Here is a 24,553-nt window from a genome sequence, read left to right as displayed (position 1 = left end):
CCCGGACCAGCCGGTCGGATCGGGGGCTGACCACCAGAGCCAGTGTCGCGTTTCTAAATGGCTACCGACGTCGCACCCCTAATCAGCTTTGACAATTGATTGTAGCGGGGTGGGTTCAAGGATGAGGTGCGATTTACGTATCGCAGACCGTTCATCTTTGAACGCAGCGCTCCGGCTCTTCCAATCATACACTTTCAGCGTAAGCTCAAACCTGTAGCCTCGGTGGATGGAGATGGTGATGCCGCGTGTCATGCTAAGCGTTGGGATCGTGGCAGCCTTGTTGCTCTCGTCGCCGACGAGAGCCGCCGAACCGGTGGATACCGCTCGCTCCATCATCGGGCAACAGATCGAAGCTTTTCTCAACGATGATGCGGCGGCCGCGTATTCGTTTGCGTCACCTCAGATCAAGGGTTTGTTTCCCAGCGAGGAGCAGTTCTTCGAGATGGTCAAGCGCGGTTATCGCCCCGTGTATCGACCGGGCAATTTTGCCTTCGGCCGGAGCAAGATGGATGGTACGACTGTTGTGCAGGAAGTCTTGATATCGGGGCCTAATGGTAAGGATTGGACAGCGCTTTACTCCCTGACGCTCCAGCCCGACGGCAGTTACAAGATCAATGGTGTGCATATGCTGCAACAGGCACCAGGCCCGGAAATCTAACCTTCGCGATGTGCTTGACCATCAGTGCGTGTATTGTCTAGGTTCGCCCCACAAGGGGAAACTGCATATGCCACTATCTTTGCAAAAAGTCTGCGATATCCATGACTTCTTCGAGCCGGAAATCGACTCGATCATCCGGCGCGATCTTCGTTCCGTGCCGTTCGGCTCCCGCCGGGCGTGGGAGTTCGCCATGATCTTCCGGGCTCTCGCAGCGAAGGGGAAGCTGCAAAGCAGCGCGCATGGTCTGGCGATGGGTGCCGGAACAGAGAAGCTGATCTATGCGATCGTTCCGCGCGTCGCCAAGACCGTCGTTACCGATCTCTATCTGCCCGATTCGGGCTGGATCGGCGTTCGGACGGAAAGCCCGCGCGATCTTATCCGCAAAAAGGCCCCTTGGCCTGTCGATTTCGACAAGGTCGATGCCATGGCTATGGACATGCGCGACCTTAAATTTCCCGACGAGAGTTTCGATTTCTGCTGGTCGACAGGCTCCTTCGAGCATATCGGGCATGATGAGGATTTCCTGCAGCACTTCCGGGAAGTCGATCGCGTTCTCAAGCCCGGCGGCGTCTACGCCTTCACAACAGCTGTCACGTTCGGTGGCGTCACGGAGCGTATTCCTCACAACTACTATTTCGACCCCAACCACCTCGTTGATCTGATCCACACCTCCCCCCTGCATGCCGAACCGGTTTTCGACTGCTACGTTCAGGATCACCTGTTGAACCGCCCTCACCCGGAGCGCTACCAGAATTACGGCTTTTCCGCCGGCAACCAGATCTCCAAGCCGATCGTCTCTTTCCGCCGGGGTGTTACACTGACGGCCAACGTGATGGTGCTGACCAAAGCGCCCGAAAGGGCAAAAGCGCGGCCGCGCGTCGAGGGTCTTGAGAGATCGCGTGCACGTCTTGCGGATCAGGCAAACCACCTCATTCGCGAAACATGGGCTCGCCCACAATATCTGGAGACGAGCATCACCGGGCGGACGCTCAAGGTTCAGCCGCAGGTTTTTGCCGATGGTCACGCCGAGTTTGACGTGATCGTGCCTCCGGGGACGCCAACGAAGTACAAGTGGGTCGTGAAGCGCAGGCCCGTCACCTCGGCATACACCTGGGAGACGCATGCGAAAGGTGCCGTTGTCGCGGATAACAGCACATTCCGGTTTCCGACGCGTCGCGATTCTCTCTATTCCGTGAAACTGGAAGCTGTCGGGGAAGGCAATCTCGATCGCGTCGTTATCCGAGCAAAGGCCGGGTAAGCGTCGAGAAAGCGAGATCGAAGCCTGTTGCGGTATCCAGTCTTTGGCTTCTCCAGACTTCCGACATGGGGCGAAACGAGATTAGCTCATACCGGGGCGAGGTCGCCCCTCGCCCACTCTTCCTGCGTTTCCGCCATGAAGTCGGCGTATCGGCCTTCTTCGATTGCCTTTCGGATCCCCGCCATCAGATCCTGATAGTAGGAGAGATTGTTCCAGGTCAGGAGCATGCCCCCGAGCGACTCGTTTGCCCGAACGAGATGGTGCAGATAGGCACGGGAATAGTCGCGCGCCGCCGGGCATGTAGATTGCTCGTCCAGCGGACGCCTGTCTTCGGCATGGCGGGCGTTGCGCAGGTTGATGCGCCCGCGTCTTGTAAAGGCAAGACCGTGACGCCCCGAGCGGGTCGGCATGACGCAGTCGAACATGTCGATGCCGCGGGCAACGGATTTCAGGATGTCGTCCGGCGTTCCCACGCCCATCAGGTAGCGCGGCTTTTCGAAGGGGAGTTCCGGGCAGGTCGTATCCAGCATATCGAGCATCACGGCCTGAGGTTCGCCAACGGCGAGACCACCGACGGCATAGCCCTTGAGGTCGAGGGCCGCCAGCGCTTGAGCGGATTTTACGCGGAGTGCGGGGTTGTCGCCGCCCTGGACAATGCCGAACATGGCCTTGCCCGGCTGATCGCCGAATGCCGTCTTGCAGCGGTCGGCCCAACGTAATGACATCTCCATGGCACGCTCGATCTCGCGCGGCTCGGCAGGCAGGCGAATGCACTCGTCGAGTTGCATCTGTATATCGCTGTCGAGCAGGCCCTGGATCTCGATGGACCGCTCCGGCGACATATGATGCAGGGCGCCATCGACGTGGCTCTTGAAGGTCACGCCCTGCTCGTCCAGCTTGCGCAGACCGGAGAGCGACATGACCTGGAAGCCGCCGCTGTCGGTGAGGATGGGTCCCTGCCAGCGGATGAGGTCGTGAAGGCCACCGAGGCGCGCAACGCGTTCCGGGCCGGGGCGCAGCATGAGGTGGTAGGTATTGCCGAGAATGATGTCGGCGCCAAGTTCCTTGACCTGATCGAGATACATCGCCTTGACGGTTCCGACCGTCCCAACCGGCATGAAGGCGGGCGTGCGGATCGTACCGCGCGGCATGGAAACGGCGCCCCGCCGCGCCTTGCCATCGGTGGCGGTCAAGTTGAACTGAAAAGTCTCTGTCATGGTTCGTTCCGGAAAAGCAGGCTGGCATCGCCATAGGAATAGAAACGGTAGCCGTCCGCGATAGCATTGGTATAGGCGTCGCGCATGGTATCGAGGCCTGAGAAGGCGGAGACGAGCATGAACAGCGTCGATTTCGGCAGATGGAAATTCGTCATCAGGATATCGACCGCGCGAAATCGGTAGCCTGGCGTGATGAAGATGCCGGTCGGCCCTGACCAGGGCTCGATACGTCCATCGGCGGTCGAGGCGCTCTCGATGAGGCGCAGTGACGTCGTACCGACGCAGACGATGCGGCCGCCCCTCGCCCGCACAGCGTTCAGCCGATCTGCAACCTCGGCCGAGACGTGACCAATCTCCTGGTGCATCTTGTGGTCGTCGGTATCATCCGCCTTGACGGGCAGAAACGTTCCCGCGCCGACATGCAGCGTGACGAAATGTCGTTCGATGCCGCGGGCATCCAGTGCGGCAAAAAGACGATCGGTAAAATGGAGGCCGGCGGTGGGCGCGGCGACCGCGCCTTCCTCGCGTGCGTAGAGCGTCTGGTAATCCTGCCGGTCCTGCGCGTCTTCGGCCCGTTTGGAAGCGATGTAGGGCGGCAGCGGGATATGACCGACAGCGGCAATGGCTTCGTCGAGGGCGGGTCCGGCGAGATCGAAGACCAGCGTGACCTCCCCCCCTTCGGTCTTTGCCTCGACGGTCGCGTCGAGCGTGCCGAGAAGGCAGGTTTCGCCGCTGTGACCGAACCGGATCCGATCGCCTGGCTTGATGCGTTTGCCGGGTCTCGCAAAGGCTTTCCAGCGGTCGGGCGCGATGCGCATGTGGAGCGTGGTAGAGACGGCCTGCTCGGTCGCTCCCGCCCGCAGACGAATACCTTCGAGTTGCGCAGGAATAACCTTGGTATCATTGAAGACCAGCGCGTCGCCCGGCTGGAGAAAAGACGGGAGATCGATGACGCTGCAATGCTCGAGCGGACCGCCCGGGCGGACGATCAGCATGCGGGCGCTGTCGCGCGGGCTCGCGGGCCGCAGGGCGATGTTGTCGTCCGGGAGATCGAAGTCGAAGAGATCGACGCGCATGGATCAGCACTTCTAAAAACGGATAAGGCCCGCCCGAAGGCCGGAACGGCGATCGGGCGGGCCTTGCCATAGCCTGAATCAGGCGTTCGCGGCAATCTTCATCGAAACGATGCTGTCGGGATCCTTGACAGGTTCGCCGCGCTTGATCTTGTCGATGTTTTCCATGCCCTCGATGACCTGACCCCACACCGTGTACTGCTTGTTAAGCCACGGGCTGTCGGTGAAGCAGATGAAGAACTGCGAGTTGGCGGAGTTCGGCATCTGGCTGCGTGCCATGGAGCACGTGCCGCGCACGTGGCTGGTGGCCGAAAATTCAGCCTTGAGATCGGGCTTGGACGAGCCGCCCATGCCGGCGCGGGCGGGATTGAAGTCCTTGCCGCCCTGCTTGCCGAACTGGACGTCGCCGGTCTGCGCCATGAAGTCCTCGATGACGCGGTGAAACACGACGCCGTCATAGGCGCGTTCCGCAACCAGCTCCTTGATACGCGCGACATGGCCCGGAGCCAGATCGGGCTTCAGCTCGATCACGACCTGACCCTTTGTCGTTTCCATGATGATCGTGTTTTCCGGATCCTTGATCTCGGCCATGCTCTTCTCCTTCAGAGACTATTGGTGTTACTTGCCGACCTTGACGCTGATCATGCGGTCGGGATTGGTGACGGAGCCGCTTTCGCCCTCGCCCTTCTTGATCTTGTCCACATTCTCCATGCCGGACACGACCTGACCAACGACGGTGTACTGACCGTTCAGGAACGAGCCTTCGTCGAACATGATGAAGAACTGCGAGTTTGCGGAATCAGGGCTCTGCGAGCGAGCCATGCCGACGGTTCCGCGCTTGAACGGAGTTTTGGAAAATTCCGCCGGCAGATCCGGTTTCGAGGAGCCTCCCATGCCGGCACGGCCAGCCTCGAAATTCTTTTCAAGATTGCCGTACTGAACATCGCCCGTCTGAGCCATAAAGCCGGGAATGACGCGATGGAAAGCGACGTTGTCGTAAGCGCCCTCTGCGGCCAGTTCCTTGATCCGCGCAACATGCTTCGGCGCGATCTCGGGAAGCAACTCGATGACGACGGGACCGCTTTTCAGCGAGATCGTCAGAAGGTCCTTTGCCTGAGCGAAGGCGGCGCCGGTGAGCACCCCCAGGGATACAGCGCCTGCAAGGGCAAGCTTGAAGAATGTCATGATGGCTCCGTTTTTCGTCTGCGGATTTAGGTGTGACTGTGTCGATATAGCGCCCGAAGTGCCGACGTCAGCGTTGCGCTCTGCGAATTGCAAGCGCCTGAACCACCACTTGCGGCACGAACGGGCCGACATCGCCGCCCATGCCGGCGATCTGGCGGACCAATGTGGCCGTTATGGGCCGGGAGAGCGTGGCTGCGGGAATGAAGAGGGTCTGGATGTCGGGCGCCATTTCCCGGTTCATGCCGGCCATCTGCATCTCGTAGTCCAAATCCGTGCCATCGCGCAGCCCGCGAATGAGGATCGATGCACCGTGGCGGCGGGCGGCGTTGACGACGAGATCGTCGAAGGAAACCACCGAGACATCCGCGCTTCGTTCCGGAATAGCCGCGCCGATCGCGTGGCGGATCAGGGTGGCACGCTCGTCGAAGGAGAAAAGCGGCGTCTTGCCGGGGTGGACGCCAATGGCGACGATGAGGCTCTGCGCCACGTTCAGCGACTGGGCGAGGATGTCGAGATGCCCGTTCGTGATCGGATCGAAGGAGCCGGGATAAAAAGCTGTCGTCATCGCACCGTGTTCCGTTTGGGCAGTCTTGTGTCACGCCCGACAAGGCGGCGCAAGATGCGCGATCCGTTGCTCAGCGCGCCATTCCACGTGCGCCAGGAAAGTACACACAAGATTAGGTCAACATCTTCTCTGGAACTTTTATCCGTGATGCCTCGTTGATGGTGCAGAAGGGATGATCGCCATGGGATTGATGCTGTTTTCGATGTTGATGTTTTTCATGATGATCTTTGCGACCGTGCATGCACTTCGCACAGATATCGTCTCGAAACCAAAGCCTGCCCGTCGGTTTGTCATTACCAAATAAGGAAGTGCGACATGGCCGTTACGATGATGATTGTGTCTGCAGTGATCAGTATCGTGTTCCTGTTCGACTTCACGAAGACCATTCTCCAGTTGAAGCGCGATCGCGAAGCCATTCGCGCGTCCCGCCGCCACAGCGAAGGGTTTTCGATCTAAAATCTTTCTTCCCCGCGGCGACCTCCAGCGCTGCGGGATACAAAAAAGCCGGACGGTCCCTGCCCGTCCGGCTTTTGCTATTGTGAGATCAGGAATGCAGCCGAATTTACTCGGATGAGGTGTCCGGCTCCCCGGATGCCTCCGGTTCGGACGTTGCAGCATCCTGAGCAAGCTGCTCATCGATGATCGCAACCGCCGCCTCGTCATCCTCAGGTTCGCTGATGCGCTCGACGGAGACGACTTTCTCATCCTTTGCCGTCGAGAAGATCGTGACACCCTTTGTCGCACGGCTTGCAAGACGAATACCGCCGACCGGAACCCGGATCAGCTGCCCGCCGTCGGAAACCAGCATAATCTGATCCGCATCGTCTACCGGGAAGGCTGCAACGAGCACGCCGATCTCATTTGTCTTCGACGTATCCGTGGCACGGATGCCCTTGCCGCCGCGGCCGGAGGTGCGGAAGTCGTAGGTCGACGAGCGTTTGCCATAGCCCTTTTCCGAGACCGTCAGCACGAATTGCTCCTGCGCCTTCAGTTCATCGTAGCGCTCCTGAGAGAGCTCACCGACGACATCGGCAACCTCTTCGCCGACCAACGTGATGTCCTCTTCCTCGCCTGCCACAGCCTCGCCGGCAGCAAGCCGCCGCTCGATGGAAGCGCGCTTCAGGTAGGCAGCGCGTTCCCACGGTTCGGCTTCGACATGGCTGACGATCGTCATGGAAATGATGCGATCATCCTTCCCGAGCGAGATGCCTCGAACGCCGATCGAGTTGCGGCCAGCAAACACGCGGACATCATCCACAGGGAAGCGGATGCACTGTCCGAGCGCGGTGGTGAGGAGAACGTCATCGCGGTCCGTGCAGGTTTCCACCGACAGGATCTCGTCGCCATCTTCCTCCAGCTTCATCGCGATCTTGCCGTTACGGTTGACCTGAATGAAATCCGACAGCTTGTTGCGGCGAACAGTGCCGCGCGTGGTGGAGAACATGACGTCGAGATTGGCCCAGCTGGCCTCGTCCTCGGGCAGCGGCATGATCGTCGTGATGCGTTCGCCCGGTTCGAGCGGAAGCATGTTGATCAGCGCCTTGCCGCGCGAAGTGGGCGTGCCGATCGGCAGGCGCCAGACCTTTTCCTTGTAAACGATACCGCGCGAGGAGAAGAACAAAACGGGCGTATGCGTGTTCGCGACGAACAGGCGCGTTACGAAATCCTCATCACGCGTCGACATGCCGGAGCGGCCCTTGCCGCCGCGGCGCTGCGCCCGGTAGGTCGTGAGCGGCACGCGCTTGATGTAGCCGAGGTGCGAAACGGTAACGACCATGTCCTCGCGGGAGATCAGGTCCTCGTCGTCCATGTCGGGACCGCCCTCGACGATTTCGGTGCGGCGTGGCGTACCGAACTCCTCGCGAATGGCCGACAACTCGTCCTTGACGATGGTCATGATCCGCTGGCGCGAACCAAGGATTTCGAGGTAGTCGCTGATCTCGGTGCCGATCTTGTTCAGCTCGTCACCGATTTCGTCACGGCCAAGCGCCGTGAGGCGGGCGAGACGCAGCTCAAGGATGGCGCGAGCCTGTTCCTCGGAAAGATTGTATGTGCCGTCGTCATTGATCTTGTGACGGGGATCATCGATCAGCCGGATGAGCGAATCCACGTCATGCGCCGGCCAGCGGCGCGTCATGAGCTGTTCGCGCGCGGTCGCCGGATCCGGCGCCTCGCGGATCAGCTTGATGATCTCGTCGATATTCGCAACAGCAATGGCGAGACCAACGAGCACGTGGGCCCGTTCACGCACCTTGCGCAGCAGATACTTGGTGCGGCGGCTGACGACCTCTTCGCGGAAGGCGACGAAGGCGCGCAGCATGTCGAGCAGCGTCATCTGCTCGGGCTTGCCGCCGTTCAACGCCACCATGTTGCAGCCGAAGGACGTCTGCAGCGGCGTATAGCGATAGAGCTGGTTGAGGATGACCTCGGCGTTCGCATCACGCTTCAGCTCGATGACGACGCGGTAACCCTGCCGGTCGCTCTCGTCGCGCAGGTCGGAGATGCCCTCGATACGCTTGTCGCGCACCAGCTCGGCCATCTTCTCGATCATCGTCGCCTTGTTCACCTGGAAGGGTACTTCCGTGACGATGATCATTTCGCGATCGTTGCGCATCGGCTCGATATGCGCCTTGCCGCGCATGATGACGGAGCCACGGCCTGTCTCGTAGGCCGAGCGGATGCCGGAACGGCCCATGATCATGGCACCTGTCGGGAAATCGGGCCCCGGGATAATCTCCATCAACTGCGGCAGTTCGAGCGCCGGATCGTCGATCAGCGCGATACAGCCCGTGATGACCTCTGACAGATTGTGCGGCGGGATGTTCGTCGCCATGCCGACAGCGATGCCGCCTGCGCCGTTGACGAGCAGGTTCGGGAACTTGGCGGGAACGACGACAGGTTCGGACAGCGTGCCGTCGTAGTTGTCGCGGAAATCGACGGTTTCCTTATCGAGGTCGTCGAGAAGCGCATGAGCCGACTTCTGCAGGCGGCACTCGGTATAACGTTCGGCCGCCGGCGGGTCGCCGTCGATCGAGCCGAAGTTGCCCTGCCCGTCGATCAGCGGCAGCCGCAGCGACCAAGGCTGGGCCATACGCGCCAGCGCGTCATAGATCGCGAGATTGCCGTGCGGGTGGTATTTACCCATCACGTCCCCGGTCACGCGGGCGCACTTGACGTATTTCTTGTTCCAGTCGATCCCCAGCTCGCTCATACCGAACAGGATCCGCCGGTGAACCGGCTTCAGTCCGTCGCGAACATCGGGAAGCGCACGGCTGACGATGACGCTCATCGCGTAATCGAGATAGGAGCGCTGCATTTCCTCGATGATGGAAATGGGCTCGATGCCTGGTGGGTTCTTGCCGCCGCCGGGAGGTGTTTGCTCAGTCAATTTGGGTCACGATCGTTGGTCAGAATCAGAGGGCTACATATAATCCATACAGCGCCCGTGCGCTAATTTGCGCAGGGGGTTGTGAACAGTCTTATGCCTTTCTGGCAGCAAAAGGGCGGCTTTCCAAGGTAAACTTGCAGCGCAAGGGCCCTGCCCCTTTACCCGAAACGATGCTTGAGCCTAACTGACCGTCCGCGCGAAACGCGCCCTGGAGAGCGGCATGCCCGATACCGACCTTCTCATCAACGCGTTGACCACCATCCTCGTGACCATCGATCCTCCGGGCCTCGCGCCGATCTTCCTCAGCCTTACAGCGGGCATGAGCCGGAGTGAGCGCAAGCAGGTCGCATCGCGCGGCAGTCTCATCGCATTTTGCATTCTCTCAGTATTTGCGCTGTTCGGCGACAGCATCCTTGGATTGCTCGGCATTTCCATCGGCGCTTTCCGCATCGCCGGCGGCCTTCTCCTGTTCTGGATCGCGTTCGAAATGATCTTCGAAAAGCGCAATGAACGGAAGGAGAAGACCGGCGAAACGGCGACGCTGCGCGATCACATCGAGAACATCGCCGTCTTTCCGTTGGCCTTGCCCCTCATTGCCGGGCCGGGTGCAATTTCGGCCACGATCTTGCTCGCCGGCTCATATCCGGGCACCGTCGGGCGTCTCCAGCTGATCGTGGTCATCGCGGTATGTGTCACCATCCTGTTTGCTGCGCTCGTCATTGCCGAGCGCATCGATCGTTTCCTGGGGCAAACGGGGCGCGCGATCCTCACGCGCCTTCTCGGCGTCATCCTTGCCGCGCTGGCCGTTCAGTTCGTTGTGGACGGGGTCACCTCCGCATTTGCGCTCAAGATCTGAAACGAACGGCGGAGAGCGTATCGACGACCGGAAGGCTACTGGTAGAAAAAGCAGACGCAGTCTGCCTTCGCCATATCCTCGGCAGCCCAGACACGGGCGGCAAGCCGGCTGGCCTCACCGCTTTCCCCCAGCCGCAAACCCAGCAGCGACGTCGCTGCCAGCTTGGCGTTGACGGCGTCGATCTCGACCATCTTGCCGACTTGATGGACACCGTCTCGCGGTGTCCAGGTGAAAAATTGGACGTTGTAATGCATGGCGTTCCTCCCGCTCATACCGACGCGATCGCTCCTCAACGGACCGCCAGACGATCATACCATAAAGCTGGGCAAATCCATATGGCTTCGGGGCTTGAGCAGCCATTCGGAACTTACCAAGGCCCTGCCCGTTGCTCCTGTCGAGAACCTGAGGGGCGCATCGTCGCTCCGGACCCGAGGAGACGGATATGGCAAAAGTAGTGGACGAACGTGGCGACGTGCGCTCGACGCAGGAACTGGACAAGACAGTCACCGTCAACTCGACGGAAGCACGCCAGGGCGGTGTGGGGCGCCCGGTCCTGATGGTCCTGGTCGGCGGCCTTTTTCTAGCACTGATTGCATGGGGCGCGGCCGAAATGTTCGGCGAAAGCACTGATAACGATGCGGCAACGGACCGTCAGCAGACCGAGCCTGTTCAGAACGGGCAGGCTACGCCTTCGAACCAGGGCACCATTAACAACACGCCGGCGAATGGCGAGCAAATGCAGCCCGCTCCCGCCGACCGCGATCCGACCCCGCAGACTGGCACGACAAACGGCTAAGATGTTTTTGAAGCAAACTGGAAAGGCCGGTTCAAACCGGCCTTTTTCATATGCGCTAGATGCGGCCAGCCTTCGCTGCGGTCTTCGCCTGCTTTCGACGACCCCACCAGACCGCCATGCGGCGACGCCTGCGACGGATGTAGGCCGAATCGTGCGAGAGAACGACAAGGCCAAGAGGCACCATCCAGAAGCCGAGAATCGGTAAAAAGCCAAGAAGCCCGAAGACGACCAAGAGAGATCCGATGAGGATTCGGAGCCACTTCTGTCTGGGCAGCGGCATATGCCATGAGCCAATCGATAGCTGTGGGCCATGCGGGCGTGGCGGAATTGCTTTCCTCTCCGTATCCGCGCCATCCTCTCGGCCATTGCCCGACCGGCTTGCGGCAACGTCAACCTCGTTCATCATTGTCCCATTCGGCCTTGTGGATACCGAACGACCCATGTCGCCCGCGTCGGCTCTGAGGTGTGCTTTGCATTCGCGTTTGTCCACAGCGAGACGTACTTTTTTCAAAAAAGCGCTTGGCAAATCGAAAAAGCCCCCGTATTAGCAGCCTCACTTCTGCAGCGCAGATGTTCCCTGGTAGCTCAGCGGTAGAGCATTCGACTGTTAATCGACAGGTCGCCGGTTCGAATCCGGCCCGGGGAGCCAAATTAAGAAATAAGCGCTTGTTTTCGTTGTATAATCCGAGACAAGCGCTTATTTCCCCTCTTTCTCTCCCCATTTTTGTTTTGCCTGCGTTTTAGCTGTGGATAAGTCGTAGCTGGCTCACCTCGGGAACCTTCGATTCTTCGTTCTGTTGATTTCTCGGCGCATATGATGTGCTTCCTGGGGAGTGGCGCCGACAGGTGTCGGTTTTGTCGACGCCCTCCTCATTTATCATTGGCGGCCGGAACCCTTCGGAGTGTGAGAAGTTAATATCGCACCGAAGGCTCTTCCTCCCCCTGCCCCAGGCCTCGGTTTTTGACTTTATAGAGCCAGCAGCATCCTCCAGTGCCGCTGGCTCTTTCTATTTCTGCCGCCCGCCTTTTCAGCGAGCGGCCGGCAGCAGCTGACGCTGCGCCTGGGGTAGCGCCTCGGCTGGTGAGACCGCGAGGTGGTGGAGCGCCTTTCCCCGGTAAGGTGGAGCCCATGACACGATTCGAACGTGCATGATCCGGTTACGGCTGCGCGGGGTAGAAGACCCGGCCCGATACATGGGCGAAACTTTCACGCCAGAAGCGTGTCGTACTCTGCGTGACGGCGCCCATAGATTCTTTGTGCTTGCGCATTGCGATACGCGATAAGATCCTGAAGGGCAGACTGAACGGCATCGAACTCTATGTAAAATTCGCCCGAGTCCTGGCCTAGCAGCATCGCGATGAACTCAAACTTCGCTGAAATGTCATGGTGTGTTTCAGCACTCATTCCCACGATCCATTTTTCGAGCTTCGTCTGAGCAGTCGTGATGGCGTCCATAGCCTCATCTGGCATCGGACAGAATTCTGCACCAAGACGATCAAGGGCTCCGTATAACGCGACCATCCGTTGAAATTCTGACAATTCCTTAACCATGATCCACGCTCCTCGTTGCGCCCCATATTGTTACCGTGTAATAAGGATGCAGCACATGGTGGTGCGTGTCAACACCGTGTAACAATTATTTTTTACGTGGTGTCATCATGAAGCCTGCACAGTTGAGAATGGCGAGATCTGCGTTGAAGATCGGCGTGAGAGATTTGGCCTCTATGGCAGACGTCACGACTGCTACGATTACTCGGTTTGAGAATGAGCGCGGCGGGCTGAATACTGTCACGCTGACAAAGCTAAAATCTGCTCTCGAGACAGCAGGCATCATCTTCATTGACGAAAATGGCGAAGGGCCAGGCGTCAGATTGCGCAATCAGCCGTGAACAGCGCCCCGCGTCTGTTTTTTGCCAACCGCTAAATTGGCTACGTAAGTGAGTAACGCCCGAAATATGGCACTGTATCTATTTGCTGTTCAATGAGATCCTTACCCTTGAGGAATCGCTGATCAAGCGGAACCACAAGGTGCGCCAGCCAAATCCCTTAGCGGATGGGCTAGGCCTATTTGAGGGGCTTATAGATGAACGAGACACAGGCGATGAAGGCGGCAGCCGGCATCCAGGCGATATCGAACGCGGTCCGGATTCGCATGATCCAGATAATGCTACAAGGGGAACTGCAGGTTGGCGACCTTGCGGCCAAGGTGGGGCTTTCGCAGTCCGCAACTTCGCAACATCTTCAGAAATTTAAGAGAGCCGGACTGCTCGTCCAGAGGAAGGACAAGCAGTGGCGCTACTGTGCGATCGAACCGAAGCGGGTTGAGATATTGAAGCGGCTCATTTCGGCTGGCGAAGAGCGTGTCACTGCGAGCCCTAGAACCCCGGCGCAAGCATAGTCGCTCGCAACTATGCGCCTGGCGCACATCCACCTCACCGCGCCAGCGTCCCGATCATCAGACGGTTGCATTCCCGGTTACCGCACTGACACGTGAGCTTCGGCTGGAACTGGCTAAGGCTGAGGTTCGTGCCGACCTTCTTGCGCACCATGTCCATATCAAGCCACCCGACATGTCCGCACTTCGCACAGGTGCCACCGATGATCTCATATTGCGGCAGGTCTCCGATCAGTCGCCACAGGTCGTAACTGGCGTCTCTGGCGCGGGCAGGCTTGAACGGCGCAGACATCTCCGTGCGCAGGTCGATCGAGCGAGGGTGTTTCACCGTCAGCCCTCCTGAACTGGTATCCGCTCGAATGTCGGCGTCCAGCCTCTTCCCATCCCCTTTGAGAGCAAGCACGATGCGGTGTGCAGCTGCGATTGGAAGAACAGGGAATCCGCCAACACAGACTTCAGCGCCGCCCGGTGATCGCCGTTGTAAGAGGCGATGATCTCCTCGGCTAAGGTGTCAGCGGACATATGAACAGCGTCGGATTGCTGGACACGGTGAGGCATTGCGCTAGTCATTGCGAGACTCTCGGTTGGGAATGTTTTCAGGAACGACGGACTATGTTCCCATTTTGTTCCGGTAGGCGATGAGAGTCAAGCGTTGGTTTGATGGATATCGAGAGTAAGCCGAAGCGATGATTAGGTCCGGTGGCAACGCGCCTCCGACCAAAAAATTTCTGAAACAACCACTAAAACACCAATCTCGCACCACACGGACCTTTTGACAAATTTGTAAAATATTACAATAACTTAACTCGCACCCCCTCTTTCAAAACCATTGCCGCTAGAATTAAGCGATGCTAAACTGATCGAGATGATCCTAGGTCCATAGCTGCGGTTGTTGAGTGCTTTACACCCCTACTGCCGCCGCTCGCGCCAAGGTCGTTCGCACGAGGAGGTGTTGGTGCCGCTGAAACTCACAAAACGAAAAGACAGCCCGAACTTCTGGCTTTGCGGAAACGTCCGAGGGATCGCCGTCCGCGAATCGACGAAAACCGCGGACAAGACTGCGGCAGAAACCATCCGCGTCCTGCGTGAGCGCGAGCTGCTGGACGAGAGCATCTTTGGCAAAAAGGCGGTCGTAACGTTCAAGACGGCGGCCGATGCGTACCTCGTCGGAGGAGGATCCGCGCGGTTCCTCACACCCATCGTGAACGCCTTCGGCAACAGGCTCCTCAGAGACATCCACCAGAACGACCTCGATCTGCTGTCGCTGAAGCTCTACCCCGACACCACGGCGGTCACGCGCAATCGTCAGCTCTTCACGCCATTCATTGCAGTCTGGAATCACGCCGCGAGAAACGAGTGGGCAGAGCCCAGGCAATGGGCAAGACCGAGGAAGCAGAAGGGCACGCGGCGTCGACCGACAACGAGCAGATCGGGCACTAGCCCGGTAGCCTACGAGCGCGCCGCCGAGTTCGTATCAAATATGTCCCCCGCCCCTGCCATGGTCATGACGGCGCTGTTCTTCACCGGCATGCGGCCGGTAGAGCTTTTCACGCTGGAGCCGAGCGACGTTGATGTGGCCGGCAGATGGCTGACCCTCGAGCACACCAAGACCGGCGAGCCGCGCGGTGTTCCGATGCACGAGTTTTTGGTCCCGCTCTTCACGTCGCTACTGAAGCGCAAGAAGGGGCCGCCGCAGATATTCCAGAACTACCGCGGGACCGCCTACCAGCTTTTCGAGGAGCGGGGCGGCCAGCTCAATGGATCCATACGCGGCACGAGAGCGCGTCTGGCAAAGCGCGGCATTCGCATCGATGACGTGAGCCCCTACACAGGGCGCCACACGGTCTCGACGCAGCTCGTGATCAACCAGATCCATCCGCACATCAAGGACCAGATCCTTGGCCACGCCGTCGACAGCATGAGCCGGCACTACACAAACGTGCCGCAGGCGCCGCTCATCGACGCCATCAACACCCTGCCCGTTCCGGACCTCTGGCGCGCGATGCCGTGGTGGGCGGATCCGCTCGGGCACGTCGGTAAGCACGTGAAGTGGGGAGCAGGCCCAAAGGATGCGACTCCATGACCCCTCGCCTCCTCAATAAAAGCCAGGCAGCGGCCTACTGCGGCCTATCAACATCAACTTTCGGAGGCGTGTGCCCGGTGAGGCCGATCGCGCTGGGTGAAAGTGTCCGGATGCACCGATACGATGTGCGCGATATTGATGCATGGATCGACAGCTTCAAAAGTGGGGAGCCTGCCGGGAAGTCGGCTCTACGTATTGCCCTCGACCGGCTTAGTTCACCGACAGATCTCGACGATCGGCATGTGAAGGTGATCCGATTCATGCGCGACCATCCAGAATGTGACACCGCCCCCGAGATCCCTGGCGCTGGAGAGGCAACCCTAGACATGCTCGCGGGCAAATCGATGGTGCGAGAGCTTGGTAAAGACGCCAAGGGCAAACGCAGGTTTACCCTCACAAAAGACGGAAAGGCGGAAATCCGCAATATCGAGGCGTGGGAGCTGGAAGGCAAGAAACGATGAAGAAGCCGCTCGATGATTTGAAGCTGCTGAGCACAAAAGAAGCCGCCACCATGCTGGCCATGTCGACGAAGACGCTACGAGACCTCGTCCGCAATGGAGAGATTGCCTTCATCTCGACAGGCAACGGCATTGTCCGGCAGCGCATGGCCTTCCACCCTCGAGACGTCGAAGACTTCGTGAACAGGCGGAGGATGCGCCAATGTCCGTCTACAAGCCCAAAAACAGTCCGTACTACCACTTCGACTTCGTCGTCGGCGGAGTACGATTTCATGGATCATCGGGAAGCCAGAATCGCCGAGAGGCGGAGAACCGGGAGAAGATAGAAAAAGAGCGGGCACGTGCGGCCGCCAAACGAAGCGCGGCAAGCGGCGCAGGGCCATGGACGATTGGCGCAGCCGTAAGCCGCTACTGGCTGGAAGTGGGCCAGTTACACGCCAACTCCGGCTCAACCGATACCGATTTGGCTCGCCTTGTTGATTACTTCGGCAAGAGCAAGCTACTCGTCGACATCACTGACGGCGACGTTTCCGCCCTCATCCAGTGGCGCCGGGCGCAGCCAGCTTGGGGCCGTGATGAACGCGCCGACGGTGAGCCAATGAAAATGGTTTCTGCGGCTACCGTCAATCGATCGACGACGCTTGTTCTCAAAAAGATCTTCACTCGGGCAAAGCGCACCTGGCGCTACACCTTTCCGCTCGAACCGATCTGGCGTGACCACTGGCTGTCCGAGCCAAAAGAGCGCGTGCGTGAGCTTCGCAAGGATGAAGGCGCCGCAATTACACTGGCGACCCGGCCCGACTACGAGCCGATTTTTGCTTTCGTTCGCTCCACCGGCCTGCGGCTGGAGGAATGCATTCTGAAGTGGAGCGAGGTTGACTGGCAGACGGGCTGGATCTCCAAGCCCGGCAAGGGCGGACGCATGGTCAAGACCGCCATCACAACAACGGTGCGCGACATCCTCCTGCCGCTGCGCGGCCATCACTCGGAATACGTCTTCACCTATGAAGCCAGCCGGGCGCGGAAGGCGGGATCTTCCTACAAAGGGGACGGCAAGCCGAGGCACAAGGGGTTTCGCTACCCTATCACCTACAATGGCCTGAAGACCCAATGGAAACGCATTCGCAAGGCGGCGGGCGTGAAGGATTTCCGCTTTCATGACTTCCGGCATGACCTGGCCACGAAGCTGCTACGCGAGACCGGCAACCTGAAGACCGTGCAGAAGGCCCTCAGTCACGCCGATATCAAGACCACAACGCGATACGCGCACGTGCTCGACGAGGAAGTGGCTAGTGCGATGGAGGCATTGGGGCGGAACAGGTCGTTGCGAGAGGATGTGAACGACGATGATGACTGACCCCCTCGCCTCCCTACCCATGTTCGCTACCGACAAGCAGATCGCTATCGCGGTCGTCGGCAAGGAGCGGGCGGACTACTACATCAACGCGGTCATTCCGCAGCTTATGCGCAAAGGCTTCCCGCAGATCGACCCGCTGCATGATGGCCGGCCCGTTCCGTTGGTCCGGAAGTTCTATGACGGGTACTTCGGCATAACAGCAGGGTTTGCTGCGACGGCGCCAGATGGCGAGGAGCGGCTTGGGCAGTGGGCGGGGCGGCGGAAGAGGTCCTAAGCGAGCGACAGCTGCATATGCCCCGCCTCCCCAGCGCCTATGCCATAGTTCCTAATTTACTAAAGCCAGTCAGTTGCGCGGGGGAAAGTCGCTCAAATTGCCATTGCGGTAACTGACGCTTTCCTTGTGCATATTGCTCAAACAACTCCTCAAGGCTATCCAAATGAGATATGCCCAGCACAGGAAGGAGCCGAAGAAGATACTTACGCGAAGTCGCTCTTGCGAAAACCTCCAGCACACCGTCGTAGTGGCGTATGTACAGCAGCGACCCAGGCCACCATCCAGCGTACGTCCTGCTCGGGTTCAGCTCCCAGCGAAGGTACAGCAGGAAGTCAGCTTGAAGAAATTGCCTAAATTGGAAATTAGCGGTTTTCGCTCCTTCACTCAGGAAGTGCCCTCGAATGGACAATTTCCTAGGGTTCGCAGAGTTGTTAATTCGCTCCAGTGAAGGCAAATGGGAAGTGAAGATCGTGTAGTCTGATATCGGCTCATTGATACCTTCGATTCCGCCGACGTAAAAATTTCGCGATAGAAATTCACCTAACGCCTCAAGCTTGTCATGACGAATAAAGGCCGCCACAGAATACACGAACATCTCGTGTATGACATACCTATAGTTGTCGAACGAGTTATCTCGCCACTCGCTTGGCTTGGAGCTGCGGTGCATGTACGGCACCATATTTTCAAAAAAAGTATGAATGCGAGCAACAGCCTCCTCTGGCTGCTGATACTGTATAAGAGCGGACACCATGCCTAAGGCTTCGTTCCTGAACGGCTCAAACGCCTTGATACTCGCGAGCACGTCTTCATCAGAATCTGTTGTGACCCGCACTTTTTCCAAGCTTGTCACAAACAACTCAAAATAGTCAGATGCTAGATTGAGCGCGTTCGGCCTGCCCTCCTTAACGGCGGCCAAAGCTCGATTGAATGCACTCGTCGTCCCTAGCGATACTGACTCGGACTCGTCCAAAAATGCTGGTCGCCTACCGAGTGGGGGCTTGATGTGAATGGGTTTGTCATAAACCCACCGCAGCAGCTTGTCGAAGTTATCAGCTGATGTGTCCGGATTTGTGTAATCTATATAGATCTTCGAGTTGTAGTAAGCTGGAACTGCGGCTTTACCTTCATCATCGCGCTCGGTGACAACTATAACAAATTTGTCCGGGGATTCGTTGTCATACACCTTCTTCGATATGATCTGCGTTTCCGTCCCTACCCCGCCCGTTCTGCTGTTAGCCCTTTCTGCGTAGACCCTGTCAGAAACTATTATGACCTTCTTTACCTCAGGATCAGTAACCATTCTTTCCATAAAGTGAACAGTGTCCCGACCCTCTCGGAGCTCCCACTTGTCGAGTAAGACATCCACGCCTGAATCCACCAAATCGGTCGCCAGCCGCATTACCCGCTCTTCGTGTTCAGGACTGCTCCAGCTGTAGGAGATGAATGCTTTAGGGTTCAATGCTGCCTCCACTTTCCTGGCAGCTTACTTGCACGTAGATGCGACGCAACCAAAATGCTGGAACGTTGCAGTTATGCACAACCGATCAACGGCTTTCTGTGAGTTGCTAAACAAAAAAAGCCCCTCGCCGGTTAAGGCAAGGGGCTGAGGAGTTGTGGTGGTATTGCCATCAAATTCGATTGGGGTGGTGGGGCCTTTGTCCGTTTCGCACCATCGCAGAACGGGCACTTGCGTTGAGAGGTAGGAAAAGACGAAACTGCGCTATGCGAAAAATGAATCACACCGAAAGGCTGGGTTTGTTGCTCCGCCACTTGGTGGAGGATCAGTTCCGGTCCGCCCCCACTGGAGTTGGTCTCAAAACCGCGATCAACGCTCGGGAAAACGGACTTGTCGAGATCGATTTCCAAGGCCGGAACGCATTCTATCGGCTGACTGAGGCTGGCGCCAAGGCGCGTCAAGGATAGCCTATGATGATGGGGTGGTGGGTCAGGCCAAGGCCACCGATGCAGTTCGCACGGTCCCACCAGCGTCCTTCGCCTTGATCATCAGCTTTGCAGCACCGGATGTGCTGTCGAACCACAGCGCCATTTCGCCGGTTGAGATATCGGCGTCGGCTGGCGCGCTGGTCTTGCTCGTCATGAACACGCCGTTCTTGTCGAGGCGGCTGAAGACGACAGAGCCAGCGTTGTTCGTAACCTCCATGAGGTTGCCAGTCTGGCCAGAGGTCGCGGCGCGGAAAGACGCGACGGGCAAAGCCTCATTGCCTGCAATGCCCTGGGTGACCCGAAGAGGCGTCTTCCAGTCGATGCGGTTAAAGAGAATATCTCCGCGGACCGAGCCATCTTCGCTCTGCACTTGGAATAGGCTCATGCCGGTCGAAATGGCTCGCCCGGCGATCTTTACCCGAACGCCCGTGCCGGAGGCTGTGGCAGGCGCAGACATGACCGCCGTGGTTCCGTTGGTTACCGACGCAATCGTGGCGCCGGGAGGAATGCAGCCCGCCGGTGAGGTTGAGGCAACGAACGTCAGTTGTGAGATGGCCTTGCCGACGTCGCCAGCAACGAACGCTGCTGTTGCCGATGTGATAGTCGATGACCCGGCAGTGGTGACGACATCGCCCACACCTTGACCGCTCTTTGCCTGGATACGGATAGCAGGGGAGGCCGCTGCGTATTGGTCGATGTGAATTGCAGGGTTAAGCGAATACTGGATGGCATACATGCCAATCCCGGCGCCCGGGTTGTTGTTCAGCGAGAAGCCGGCCGACCCGTTGTTCTTGTGGCTGATCAGCAGACCGCCGCCGAGACCTTCATCCGTACCGATGCCGATGGCATAGGTGCCGCTGCCAGAGTTTACGCCTGCCCGAAGGTGGAAGATATAGCCAGTTGCGTCGTCGAACTTTGCGTCCATGACGCCATTCCGACCGTCGCCGGAAGGCTTGATTGTGAATGGGGCCGCTCCGAACACACGGGACCGCATGGCCGCTTCGACCTCACTAAGCTCCGCGCTTGTCAGTCCGTTCAAATAGTCTGCGAGATACGCCATCTAAGCGGCCTTTGCGGTGAGAGTGATTGAGCCGGTCCTATCCGTCAGGACATCACCGGTCTTGGATGTGAGAGCATTCGCCGGCACCCCGCCGCCCTGCTTAGGGGCGTCAACATCCGAGAACAGCGATCGGAAGAGCGGCGAGAACAGCGGCCTAAGCACTGAAAACCCCGCAAGTGCCCCCGATCTCGCGGCTAAATCGGTAGGTGCCCGGCGCCGTAATACAGGTGGCGGACTTTGCCCCTGAAAGGCTTCCGACACGCTGGTAGCCACCCGCATCATCCTTCAGGTAGATGAAAACCAAAGCGCGCTCATCGACGCCCTTGAGGGCGACCGTCAGGCTGGAGCCGGATGCCACGACGACATCGGCGGAATTGGCAGCCGTGCTGCCCGTAGCTAGAAGCTGCGTAGCCATAAAATTCTTTCTATTTTGGAGCGTTACGGCGCGATGACGAAGCGCACAGGCGGCGACACAACCGTCGTCGGCCCCAGCAGCTTCTGCAAAGAGTTGCAGGTGTAATCAAGCACGACTTCATACCGCGCTGGGCCGACTGCGGCACCCGACGGAATGGTGATAGAGCGCCGGTACGTTTCCCTTCCCGCTGTCAGGTCGGCGCCGACGGTGTATTGCGGCACAGAATGCCGTTGGCCTGTTGCGTCGTAAAGCCAGCGCTTGGCAACGACCGGGCAGATGCGGCTGCGGACGACTTTGTATTCCACTTCAATCGTACCGCCGCGCTTGACGGTTGGGGTAACGGCGTGCGCGGCCTGATAGGTGATTGGCGGTTCGCGATCGACCACCATCACGGCGATATTGAACGAGCTGACCGCGACGATCGCGGCGATGACCCCTGCGGCAAAACCGTAAAGAGTACGCTTCATGCTGATGGCACTCCCTTGATCCAACCCCATATTTCCAGAACGTTTTTGTAGAGCGCGACCGTCCCGAGAAAGATCGCGAGAGCTCCGTAGATGAGCCAGCGCAGGAAGCGCGTGACGGTGCGCAGGTCGCGGACCATTTTGAAGCCGTCACGCACATCGTCGGCCGGCATCTTCACGACTTCCTTGAGGGTTTTGAGCTCGTCCTCTCTCAGATCCGCCAGCCAGCTGCGCGTGTCTTCCGAGAGTTCGACGAGGCGGCCGGGAACGGGTTCGGTCATGGCTTCACCCCGCAGAGCTTTGCGAGCTTTTCGTTCTCAGCGAGGATCTGGCGCTTGGTTTCCGGCGTGAAGGAGTCGACAACAGACGGCCTGATTGCCCGCGCGACGTCGCAGTAGTTACCGCTTGCTGTCGCGCATCCACTTATCAAGACGGTCCCCAGCAGCGCGATCATCAAGACCGTTGATTTCATTTTCGACTTCCTTGGATTGTGTTCTGGCGCGCGCGTTGCTCTTGGCTTGGACGGCTTCGGCATCTTGCCGCCCGTCGGATCGGCCGTAGAGAAAGGCCGAGATGACGATGCCCAAGACAACGCCGGCGGCTGCGACGTAGCCGGATAGGCGAGCCCATATTGTTGCAAGGAATGTCATGCCTCACTCCTCACGCGCCGCACGAAGCACCAGACGCCAACCGCAACGCCCGCCACGAGGGCGATAGCAAGCGCCCACTGCAACGGCCCGCTGCCAGCAGCAATCGCGCCACCGGCCGACAGTAGGCCGCCTAGCGGCCCCCACGCTTCAGGCTTCTTTAGGATCTCAGGAAGGCCTGTGCTCTTGGTGTCGGCCTTCGCCGAAGCCTCGATCGGCGCATCGACTTTCACGGGAGCCGGGCCACTTGTGGCGGCAAGCCGCAGCGCGTTACCAACGACACCCGGCTGGTCTTTCCACTTCTTCAGCGGATCCTTACCCGTGACGCGGATCGTCCATCCTCTGCCGTTCGGGCCGAAGCCCGTCGCGCCGCCCAGGCTGCGCAGGTACTTCATGCGCTCATCGCAGTAGGCAACGATCAGCATGCGAACGCCACCCGGATAAGCGGTCACGCCAGCAAGCGTCTGCTCGCCGATGTGCCCGTCGATCTTGCCCTTGTAGACTTTCGCGGCCGTAAGGACGGCCTGCAGCTTTTTGATCGCCGTAACGGGCCCGGAGTTCACGCCGAAGTCAAAAGCCGCATAGTCAAGGCCGACCGGCAGCAGATCTCCGCCCGATTGCGTCCAGTAGGATTTCTGATAGATCGCGGCCGCTTCAGCCAGCGTCATTGCCTTAACCTGAGCGGCCGTAACCGACTTCAGACCACGGTGCGCGGCAAGCGTCTTGTGCGTGATGCCGTACTTGGTCGGGCCGCCGCTGTCCGTCTTGGCATTCGAATAGCCGCCCTCGTGACCAAACATAAGGTCGAGGGCGACGGAAAGGGTTTCCCGCGCCATGGCGTTCTCCTGGTGGTGTGGTGGTGGTTAGGCGTTATGGGCCGCGGCGAGGCCACGGCGTTGCAGCTCGGTTTGGATATCCAAGGTGGTCTTCATAACGATGTCCTTTAAGAAGCTCTGGTTGACTCGTCAGGCCGGGTCTAGTTGATAGGCCTGACCAATCATGAGGTTTGAGAATGTATTCAGACGCGGAACTCTTCGTTGATGATTTTCAAGCTCTCCAGAAAATCCAAGAGAACCCCACGCCAAAAAATCTTCGAGATGCGTCCGCTATCCTCAGGCGTCTTTTTCTCGACAGCCCGGCTCTGGCGCATCGGGTGAACAAAGAGCGACGTCTGCCAATACTGTTTCAGATCAACCTAAGAAACATTAGCAACGATCCGATAATCGACGACGGGACACTGTTCATGATCGAAGACCCGTCGGTTGGCGCTGCGGATGCGCCTGCGGTTAAACTCGATCAATTTCTCGCTCACGAAATCTGCAAGGTTGGGGGAACTACGATGTCCGTCAAGGATACGATATTGTTTTTTTCCAACAAAGCAGGTGGTGTGCATGTCAGCGACACAAGCCAACATGACATGACGAAATATGGGAGGCTGTTAAAGCTCAATGATCTAGATATCGGAAATTTCCCGATGGCTTTCATTGTTAAATCATCAATAGTGGCGTTGCAGCCTATTGCTGATTACCTCCGGGCATAACCTAAAATCTCCAGATCTTCCTGAGGGCACCATGAAATCCAGTGGAAGTTTTCATTGCCACTCAGCAGATCCGCTTCCTCCTGCCACTCATCGGGAAGCCTCATGCGCCACTGACCATCATATTGGCCGCCTTCAGCGATCATGCCGTCGGCAGTGAATACGCCTTCACGGCCAATGAACGATCTTGCAGTCCCGACAAGGCTTTCTGAGTGTTTAGGCGTAAAGACAGCAGTCACCTTGTCTCTATCTTGAAGCTCAAACATCAATTCATCCACATCCTTACCGCGATGACGGGGCGGAACAACGAGGAACATCTGACGCCACTCCTCTGGCTGAGGATGATCGCGCGAGTTGGATCTCCATGGCGGTTGCTGACATCAACTACCATTGTGTTGGGCGACCCGGTCCTTCTCCATGGCGTGATAAACTCTCGACATAACATCAGCCTCCACCTCAGTAGGCAGGACTTCGTTAGGGCTGAAAGCCAGCGCCCCCGCTTGCACCATTGCGGCGGTGGCTTCGCGAGGTTCCGCGATCTGGCTCCGCAGGCCATCGGCCTTCGCGATCAGCGCCTCATTCTCCTGCACCAGCAGCCCGATAGTAAGCGCAATTTTCGATGCACCTTGACGGCTGCGGCAGCGCTGAACCGCCGTCACACCGATTTTGATATCCAGCTCTATTACGCCGCAGTGGTCGTGGCGTAGTTGAACGGCAGCAGGTCGTCGATTTCGGCCGCTTCGTCCCGCTGCGGCAACTCAGTGAGCACATAGCGCAGCCAGGTGAGTGGGTCGACGCCACATGCGCGGCAAGTCAGCATCAAACTGTAGACCACTGCGCTGGCCTTGGCTCCGTCAGCGGTGTCGCTGAACAACCACGTTTTTCTTCCTGTCGCAAAGACCCTGATGTCACGCTCCAGAAT

General features: G+C 58.6%; 32 protein-coding genes and 1 tRNA gene. 13 read left to right on the top strand and 20 right to left on the bottom strand.

What is annotated here, in order from left to right:
• The first annotated feature begins 238 nt into the window (after positions 1 to 238).
• Together BSG19_RS24910 and BSG19_RS24905 are read left to right on the top strand one after the other, a co-directional pair.
• Positions 239 to 658, top strand: coding sequence for a DUF4864 domain-containing protein (locus tag BSG19_RS24910; RefSeq protein ID WP_092990709.1), 420 nt, complete (start codon positions 239 to 241; stop codon positions 656 to 658).
• Positions 659 to 725: 67 nt separating this feature from the next.
• On the top strand, positions 726 to 1,916 hold the full coding sequence (locus BSG19_RS24905; protein WP_170866106.1) for a class I SAM-dependent methyltransferase: 1,191 nt from the start codon (positions 726 to 728) through the stop codon (positions 1,914 to 1,916).
• 86 nt (positions 1,917 to 2,002) lie between these two features.
• Here the strand turns inward: BSG19_RS24905 and tgt are convergent, their stop codons facing one another.
• From tgt to coaD, 5 genes are all read right to left on the bottom strand, one after another.
• Positions 2,003 to 3,133: a tRNA guanosine(34) transglycosylase Tgt gene (gene tgt, locus BSG19_RS24900; protein WP_092990707.1), complete on the bottom strand. Its 1,131-nt coding sequence runs from the start codon at positions 3,131 to 3,133 to the stop codon at positions 2,003 to 2,005.
• Positions 3,130 to 4,209, bottom strand: coding sequence for a tRNA preQ1(34) S-adenosylmethionine ribosyltransferase-isomerase QueA (gene queA / locus BSG19_RS24895; protein ID WP_092990706.1), 1,080 nt, complete (start codon positions 4,207 to 4,209; stop codon positions 3,130 to 3,132). Before queA ends, tgt begins: the two co-directional genes overlap by 4 nt.
• A 78-nt stretch (positions 4,210 to 4,287) precedes the next feature.
• Positions 4,288 to 4,797 carry a peptidylprolyl isomerase gene (locus BSG19_RS24890; RefSeq protein ID WP_092990705.1) on the bottom strand — a complete coding sequence of 170 codons (510 nt, stop codon included), beginning with the start codon at positions 4,795 to 4,797 and terminating at the stop codon, positions 4,288 to 4,290.
• 27 nt (positions 4,798 to 4,824) lie between these two features.
• Complete coding sequence (locus BSG19_RS24885) at positions 4,825 to 5,391, bottom strand: peptidylprolyl isomerase (protein WP_092990704.1); 567 nt, start codon at positions 5,389 to 5,391, stop codon at positions 4,825 to 4,827.
• Positions 5,392 to 5,458: 67 nt separating this feature from the next.
• Entirely contained in the window at positions 5,459 to 5,956 is a 498-nt protein-coding gene (coaD, locus tag BSG19_RS24880) for a pantetheine-phosphate adenylyltransferase (protein ID WP_092990703.1), read from the bottom strand.
• 315 nt (positions 5,957 to 6,271) lie between these two features.
• Here coaD and BSG19_RS26230 point away from each other — a divergent pair, with 315 nt between their 5' ends.
• The gene (locus BSG19_RS26230; RefSeq protein ID WP_170866105.1) at positions 6,272 to 6,412 is read left to right on the top strand and encodes a hypothetical protein; all 141 of its coding nucleotides are present in this window, start codon (positions 6,272 to 6,274) and stop codon (positions 6,410 to 6,412) included.
• A 106-nt stretch (positions 6,413 to 6,518) separates the two neighbouring features.
• On the opposite strand, the gene gyrA is transcribed toward BSG19_RS26230, so the two are convergent.
• Positions 6,519 to 9,344 carry a DNA gyrase subunit A gene (gene gyrA / locus BSG19_RS24875; RefSeq protein WP_092990702.1) on the bottom strand — a complete coding sequence of 942 codons (2,826 nt, stop codon included), beginning with the start codon at positions 9,342 to 9,344 and terminating at the stop codon, positions 6,519 to 6,521.
• Positions 9,345 to 9,564: 220 nt separating this feature from the next.
• Between gyrA and BSG19_RS24870 the strand changes: the two genes are divergently transcribed.
• Positions 9,565 to 10,200 (top strand): MarC family protein, encoded by a 636-nt coding sequence (locus tag BSG19_RS24870; RefSeq protein WP_092990701.1) that lies wholly within the window; start codon positions 9,565 to 9,567, stop codon positions 10,198 to 10,200.
• A gap of 35 nt (positions 10,201 to 10,235) precedes the next feature.
• On the opposite strand, the gene BSG19_RS24865 is transcribed toward BSG19_RS24870, so the two are convergent.
• Positions 10,236 to 10,454: a hypothetical protein gene (locus BSG19_RS24865; protein ID WP_092990700.1), complete on the bottom strand. Its 219-nt coding sequence runs from the start codon at positions 10,452 to 10,454 to the stop codon at positions 10,236 to 10,238.
• Between the two features lie 188 nt (positions 10,455 to 10,642).
• Here BSG19_RS24865 and BSG19_RS24860 point away from each other — a divergent pair, with 188 nt between their 5' ends.
• On the top strand, positions 10,643 to 10,996 hold the full coding sequence (locus tag BSG19_RS24860; RefSeq protein WP_092990699.1) for a hypothetical protein: 354 nt from the start codon (positions 10,643 to 10,645) through the stop codon (positions 10,994 to 10,996).
• A gap of 55 nt (positions 10,997 to 11,051) precedes the next feature.
• Here the strand turns inward: BSG19_RS24860 and BSG19_RS26485 are convergent, their stop codons facing one another.
• On the bottom strand, positions 11,052 to 11,276 hold the full coding sequence (locus BSG19_RS26485) for a hypothetical protein (RefSeq protein WP_092990711.1): 225 nt from the start codon (positions 11,274 to 11,276) through the stop codon (positions 11,052 to 11,054).
• A 294-nt stretch (positions 11,277 to 11,570) separates the two neighbouring features.
• Between BSG19_RS26485 and BSG19_RS24850 the strand changes: the two genes are divergently transcribed.
• Positions 11,571 to 11,645, top strand: a tRNA-Asn gene (locus BSG19_RS24850).
• A 558-nt stretch (positions 11,646 to 12,203) separates the two neighbouring features.
• On the opposite strand, the gene BSG19_RS24845 is transcribed toward BSG19_RS24850, so the two are convergent.
• Positions 12,204 to 12,548, bottom strand: a complete 345-nt coding sequence (locus BSG19_RS24845) for a hypothetical protein (RefSeq protein WP_092990698.1) — start codon at positions 12,546 to 12,548, stop codon at positions 12,204 to 12,206.
• Between the two features lie 107 nt (positions 12,549 to 12,655).
• Between BSG19_RS24845 and BSG19_RS24840 the strand changes: the two genes are divergently transcribed.
• A complete protein-coding gene (locus BSG19_RS24840) occupies positions 12,656 to 12,886 on the top strand; it encodes a helix-turn-helix domain-containing protein (protein WP_170866104.1) in 231 nt (76 codons plus the stop codon).
• Between the two features lie 194 nt (positions 12,887 to 13,080).
• Positions 13,081 to 13,395 (top strand): ArsR/SmtB family transcription factor, encoded by a 315-nt coding sequence (locus BSG19_RS24835; RefSeq protein WP_092990696.1) that lies wholly within the window; start codon positions 13,081 to 13,083, stop codon positions 13,393 to 13,395.
• 34 nt (positions 13,396 to 13,429) lie between these two features.
• Here the strand turns inward: BSG19_RS24835 and BSG19_RS24830 are convergent, their stop codons facing one another.
• On the bottom strand, positions 13,430 to 13,720 hold the full coding sequence (locus BSG19_RS24830; RefSeq protein ID WP_092990695.1) for a hypothetical protein: 291 nt from the start codon (positions 13,718 to 13,720) through the stop codon (positions 13,430 to 13,432).
• 627 nt (positions 13,721 to 14,347) lie between these two features.
• Between BSG19_RS24830 and BSG19_RS24820 the strand changes: the two genes are divergently transcribed.
• The 4 genes from BSG19_RS24820 (at position 14,348) to BSG19_RS24800 (ending at position 17,564) form a co-directional block, all read left to right on the top strand.
• Positions 14,348 to 15,475, top strand: a complete 1,128-nt coding sequence (locus BSG19_RS24820; RefSeq protein WP_092990693.1) for a tyrosine-type recombinase/integrase — start codon at positions 14,348 to 14,350, stop codon at positions 15,473 to 15,475.
• On the top strand, positions 15,472 to 15,936 hold the full coding sequence (locus tag BSG19_RS24815; RefSeq protein ID WP_092990692.1) for a helix-turn-helix transcriptional regulator: 465 nt from the start codon (positions 15,472 to 15,474) through the stop codon (positions 15,934 to 15,936). The genes BSG19_RS24820 and BSG19_RS24815 overlap by 4 nt, the downstream gene beginning before the upstream one ends.
• A 199-nt stretch (positions 15,937 to 16,135) precedes the next feature.
• Positions 16,136 to 17,290: a tyrosine-type recombinase/integrase gene (locus BSG19_RS24805; protein WP_092990690.1), complete on the top strand. Its 1,155-nt coding sequence runs from the start codon at positions 16,136 to 16,138 to the stop codon at positions 17,288 to 17,290.
• Positions 17,280 to 17,564, top strand: a complete 285-nt coding sequence (locus BSG19_RS24800) for a hypothetical protein (RefSeq protein ID WP_092990689.1) — start codon at positions 17,280 to 17,282, stop codon at positions 17,562 to 17,564. Before BSG19_RS24805 ends, BSG19_RS24800 begins: the two co-directional genes overlap by 11 nt.
• A gap of 37 nt (positions 17,565 to 17,601) precedes the next feature.
• Here the strand turns inward: BSG19_RS24800 and BSG19_RS24795 are convergent, their stop codons facing one another.
• From BSG19_RS24795 to BSG19_RS24760, 7 genes are all read right to left on the bottom strand, one after another.
• On the bottom strand, positions 17,602 to 19,023 hold the full coding sequence (locus BSG19_RS24795) for an SEFIR domain-containing protein (protein ID WP_170866103.1): 1,422 nt from the start codon (positions 19,021 to 19,023) through the stop codon (positions 17,602 to 17,604).
• Between the two features lie 486 nt (positions 19,024 to 19,509).
• Positions 19,510 to 20,568, bottom strand: a complete 1,059-nt coding sequence (locus tag BSG19_RS24785; protein ID WP_092990686.1) for a hypothetical protein — start codon at positions 20,566 to 20,568, stop codon at positions 19,510 to 19,512.
• Between the two features lie 154 nt (positions 20,569 to 20,722).
• Complete coding sequence (locus tag BSG19_RS24780) at positions 20,723 to 20,983, bottom strand: hypothetical protein (protein WP_092990685.1); 261 nt, start codon at positions 20,981 to 20,983, stop codon at positions 20,723 to 20,725.
• Between the two features lie 23 nt (positions 20,984 to 21,006).
• Complete coding sequence (locus tag BSG19_RS24775; RefSeq protein WP_092990684.1) at positions 21,007 to 21,450, bottom strand: hypothetical protein; 444 nt, start codon at positions 21,448 to 21,450, stop codon at positions 21,007 to 21,009.
• Positions 21,447 to 21,728 carry a cell division FtsX domain-containing protein gene (locus tag BSG19_RS24770; RefSeq protein WP_092990683.1) on the bottom strand — a complete coding sequence of 94 codons (282 nt, stop codon included), beginning with the start codon at positions 21,726 to 21,728 and terminating at the stop codon, positions 21,447 to 21,449. The genes BSG19_RS24775 and BSG19_RS24770 overlap by 4 nt, the downstream gene beginning before the upstream one ends.
• Positions 21,729 to 21,845: 117 nt before the next feature.
• Positions 21,846 to 22,034 carry a hypothetical protein gene (locus tag BSG19_RS26225; protein ID WP_170866102.1) on the bottom strand — a complete coding sequence of 63 codons (189 nt, stop codon included), beginning with the start codon at positions 22,032 to 22,034 and terminating at the stop codon, positions 21,846 to 21,848.
• Between the two features lie 59 nt (positions 22,035 to 22,093).
• Positions 22,094 to 22,930 (bottom strand): glycoside hydrolase family 108 protein, encoded by an 837-nt coding sequence (locus tag BSG19_RS24760; RefSeq protein WP_244529427.1) that lies wholly within the window; start codon positions 22,928 to 22,930, stop codon positions 22,094 to 22,096.
• Between the two features lie 176 nt (positions 22,931 to 23,106).
• Here BSG19_RS24760 and BSG19_RS24755 point away from each other — a divergent pair, with 176 nt between their 5' ends.
• A complete protein-coding gene (locus tag BSG19_RS24755) occupies positions 23,107 to 23,634 on the top strand; it encodes a hypothetical protein (RefSeq protein WP_092990681.1) in 528 nt (175 codons plus the stop codon).
• On the opposite strand, the gene BSG19_RS24750 is transcribed toward BSG19_RS24755, so the two are convergent.
• From BSG19_RS24750 to BSG19_RS24740, 3 genes are all read right to left on the bottom strand, one after another.
• Positions 23,619 to 23,948 (bottom strand): hypothetical protein, encoded by a 330-nt coding sequence (locus BSG19_RS24750; RefSeq protein ID WP_092990680.1) that lies wholly within the window; start codon positions 23,946 to 23,948, stop codon positions 23,619 to 23,621. The genes BSG19_RS24755 and BSG19_RS24750 overlap by 16 nt on opposite strands.
• A 63-nt stretch (positions 23,949 to 24,011) precedes the next feature.
• Entirely contained in the window at positions 24,012 to 24,290 is a 279-nt protein-coding gene (locus BSG19_RS24745; RefSeq protein ID WP_092990679.1) for a hypothetical protein, read from the bottom strand.
• Between the two features lie 23 nt (positions 24,291 to 24,313).
• Positions 24,314 to 24,553, bottom strand: a 240-nt coding sequence (locus tag BSG19_RS24740) for a transposase domain-containing protein (protein WP_139274829.1), incomplete at its 5' end; no start/stop codon positions are given.

It is taken from the genome of Rhizobium sp. NFR03, from assembly GCF_900111275.1.
Taxonomy (GTDB): Bacteria; Pseudomonadota; Alphaproteobacteria; order Rhizobiales; family Rhizobiaceae; genus Ferranicluibacter.
Note: the sequence above shows the minus strand (reverse complement) of the source record. Positions and strands in the feature narration are given on the sequence as shown.

Coding starts and splice junctions, on each gene's coding strand:
- BSG19_RS24910 (WP_092990709.1), top strand. CDS start 239: ATGCCGCGTGTCATGCTAAGCGTTGGGATCGTGGCAGCCTTGTTGCTC.
- BSG19_RS24905 (WP_170866106.1), top strand. CDS start 726: ATGCCACTATCTTTGCAAAAAGTCTGCGATATCCATGACTTCTTCGAG.
- tgt (WP_092990707.1), bottom strand. CDS start 3,133: ATGACAGAGACTTTTCAGTTCAACTTGACCGCCACCGATGGCAAGGCG.
- queA (WP_092990706.1), bottom strand. CDS start 4,209: ATGCGCGTCGATCTCTTCGACTTCGATCTCCCGGACGACAACATCGCC.
- BSG19_RS24890 (WP_092990705.1), bottom strand. CDS start 4,797: ATGGCCGAGATCAAGGATCCGGAAAACACGATCATCATGGAAACGACA.
- BSG19_RS24885 (WP_092990704.1), bottom strand. CDS start 5,391: ATGACATTCTTCAAGCTTGCCCTTGCAGGCGCTGTATCCCTGGGGGTG.
- coaD (WP_092990703.1), bottom strand. CDS start 5,956: ATGACGACAGCTTTTTATCCCGGCTCCTTCGATCCGATCACGAACGGG.
- BSG19_RS26230 (WP_170866105.1), top strand. CDS start 6,272: ATGGCCGTTACGATGATGATTGTGTCTGCAGTGATCAGTATCGTGTTC.
- BSG19_RS24870 (WP_092990701.1), top strand. CDS start 9,565: ATGCCCGATACCGACCTTCTCATCAACGCGTTGACCACCATCCTCGTG.
- BSG19_RS24865 (WP_092990700.1), bottom strand. CDS start 10,454: ATGCATTACAACGTCCAATTTTTCACCTGGACACCGCGAGACGGTGTC.
- BSG19_RS24860 (WP_092990699.1), top strand. CDS start 10,643: ATGGCAAAAGTAGTGGACGAACGTGGCGACGTGCGCTCGACGCAGGAA.
- BSG19_RS26485 (WP_092990711.1), bottom strand. CDS start 11,276: ATGCCGCTGCCCAGACAGAAGTGGCTCCGAATCCTCATCGGATCTCTC.
- BSG19_RS24845 (WP_092990698.1), bottom strand. CDS start 12,548: ATGGTTAAGGAATTGTCAGAATTTCAACGGATGGTCGCGTTATACGGA.
- BSG19_RS24840 (WP_170866104.1), top strand. CDS start 12,656: ATGAAGCCTGCACAGTTGAGAATGGCGAGATCTGCGTTGAAGATCGGC.
- BSG19_RS24835 (WP_092990696.1), top strand. CDS start 13,081: ATGAACGAGACACAGGCGATGAAGGCGGCAGCCGGCATCCAGGCGATA.
- BSG19_RS24815 (WP_092990692.1), top strand. CDS start 15,472: ATGACCCCTCGCCTCCTCAATAAAAGCCAGGCAGCGGCCTACTGCGGC.
- BSG19_RS24805 (WP_092990690.1), top strand. CDS start 16,136: ATGTCCGTCTACAAGCCCAAAAACAGTCCGTACTACCACTTCGACTTC.
- BSG19_RS24800 (WP_092990689.1), top strand. CDS start 17,280: ATGATGACTGACCCCCTCGCCTCCCTACCCATGTTCGCTACCGACAAG.
- BSG19_RS24785 (WP_092990686.1), bottom strand. CDS start 20,568: ATGGCGTATCTCGCAGACTATTTGAACGGACTGACAAGCGCGGAGCTT.
- BSG19_RS24780 (WP_092990685.1), bottom strand. CDS start 20,983: ATGGCTACGCAGCTTCTAGCTACGGGCAGCACGGCTGCCAATTCCGCC.
- BSG19_RS24775 (WP_092990684.1), bottom strand. CDS start 21,450: ATGAAGCGTACTCTTTACGGTTTTGCCGCAGGGGTCATCGCCGCGATC.
- BSG19_RS24770 (WP_092990683.1), bottom strand. CDS start 21,728: ATGACCGAACCCGTTCCCGGCCGCCTCGTCGAACTCTCGGAAGACACG.
- BSG19_RS24760 (WP_244529427.1), bottom strand. CDS start 22,930: ATGGCGCGGGAAACCCTTTCCGTCGCCCTCGACCTTATGTTTGGTCAC.
- BSG19_RS24755 (WP_092990681.1), top strand. CDS start 23,107: ATGTATTCAGACGCGGAACTCTTCGTTGATGATTTTCAAGCTCTCCAG.
- BSG19_RS24750 (WP_092990680.1), bottom strand. CDS start 23,948: ATGTTCCTCGTTGTTCCGCCCCGTCATCGCGGTAAGGATGTGGATGAA.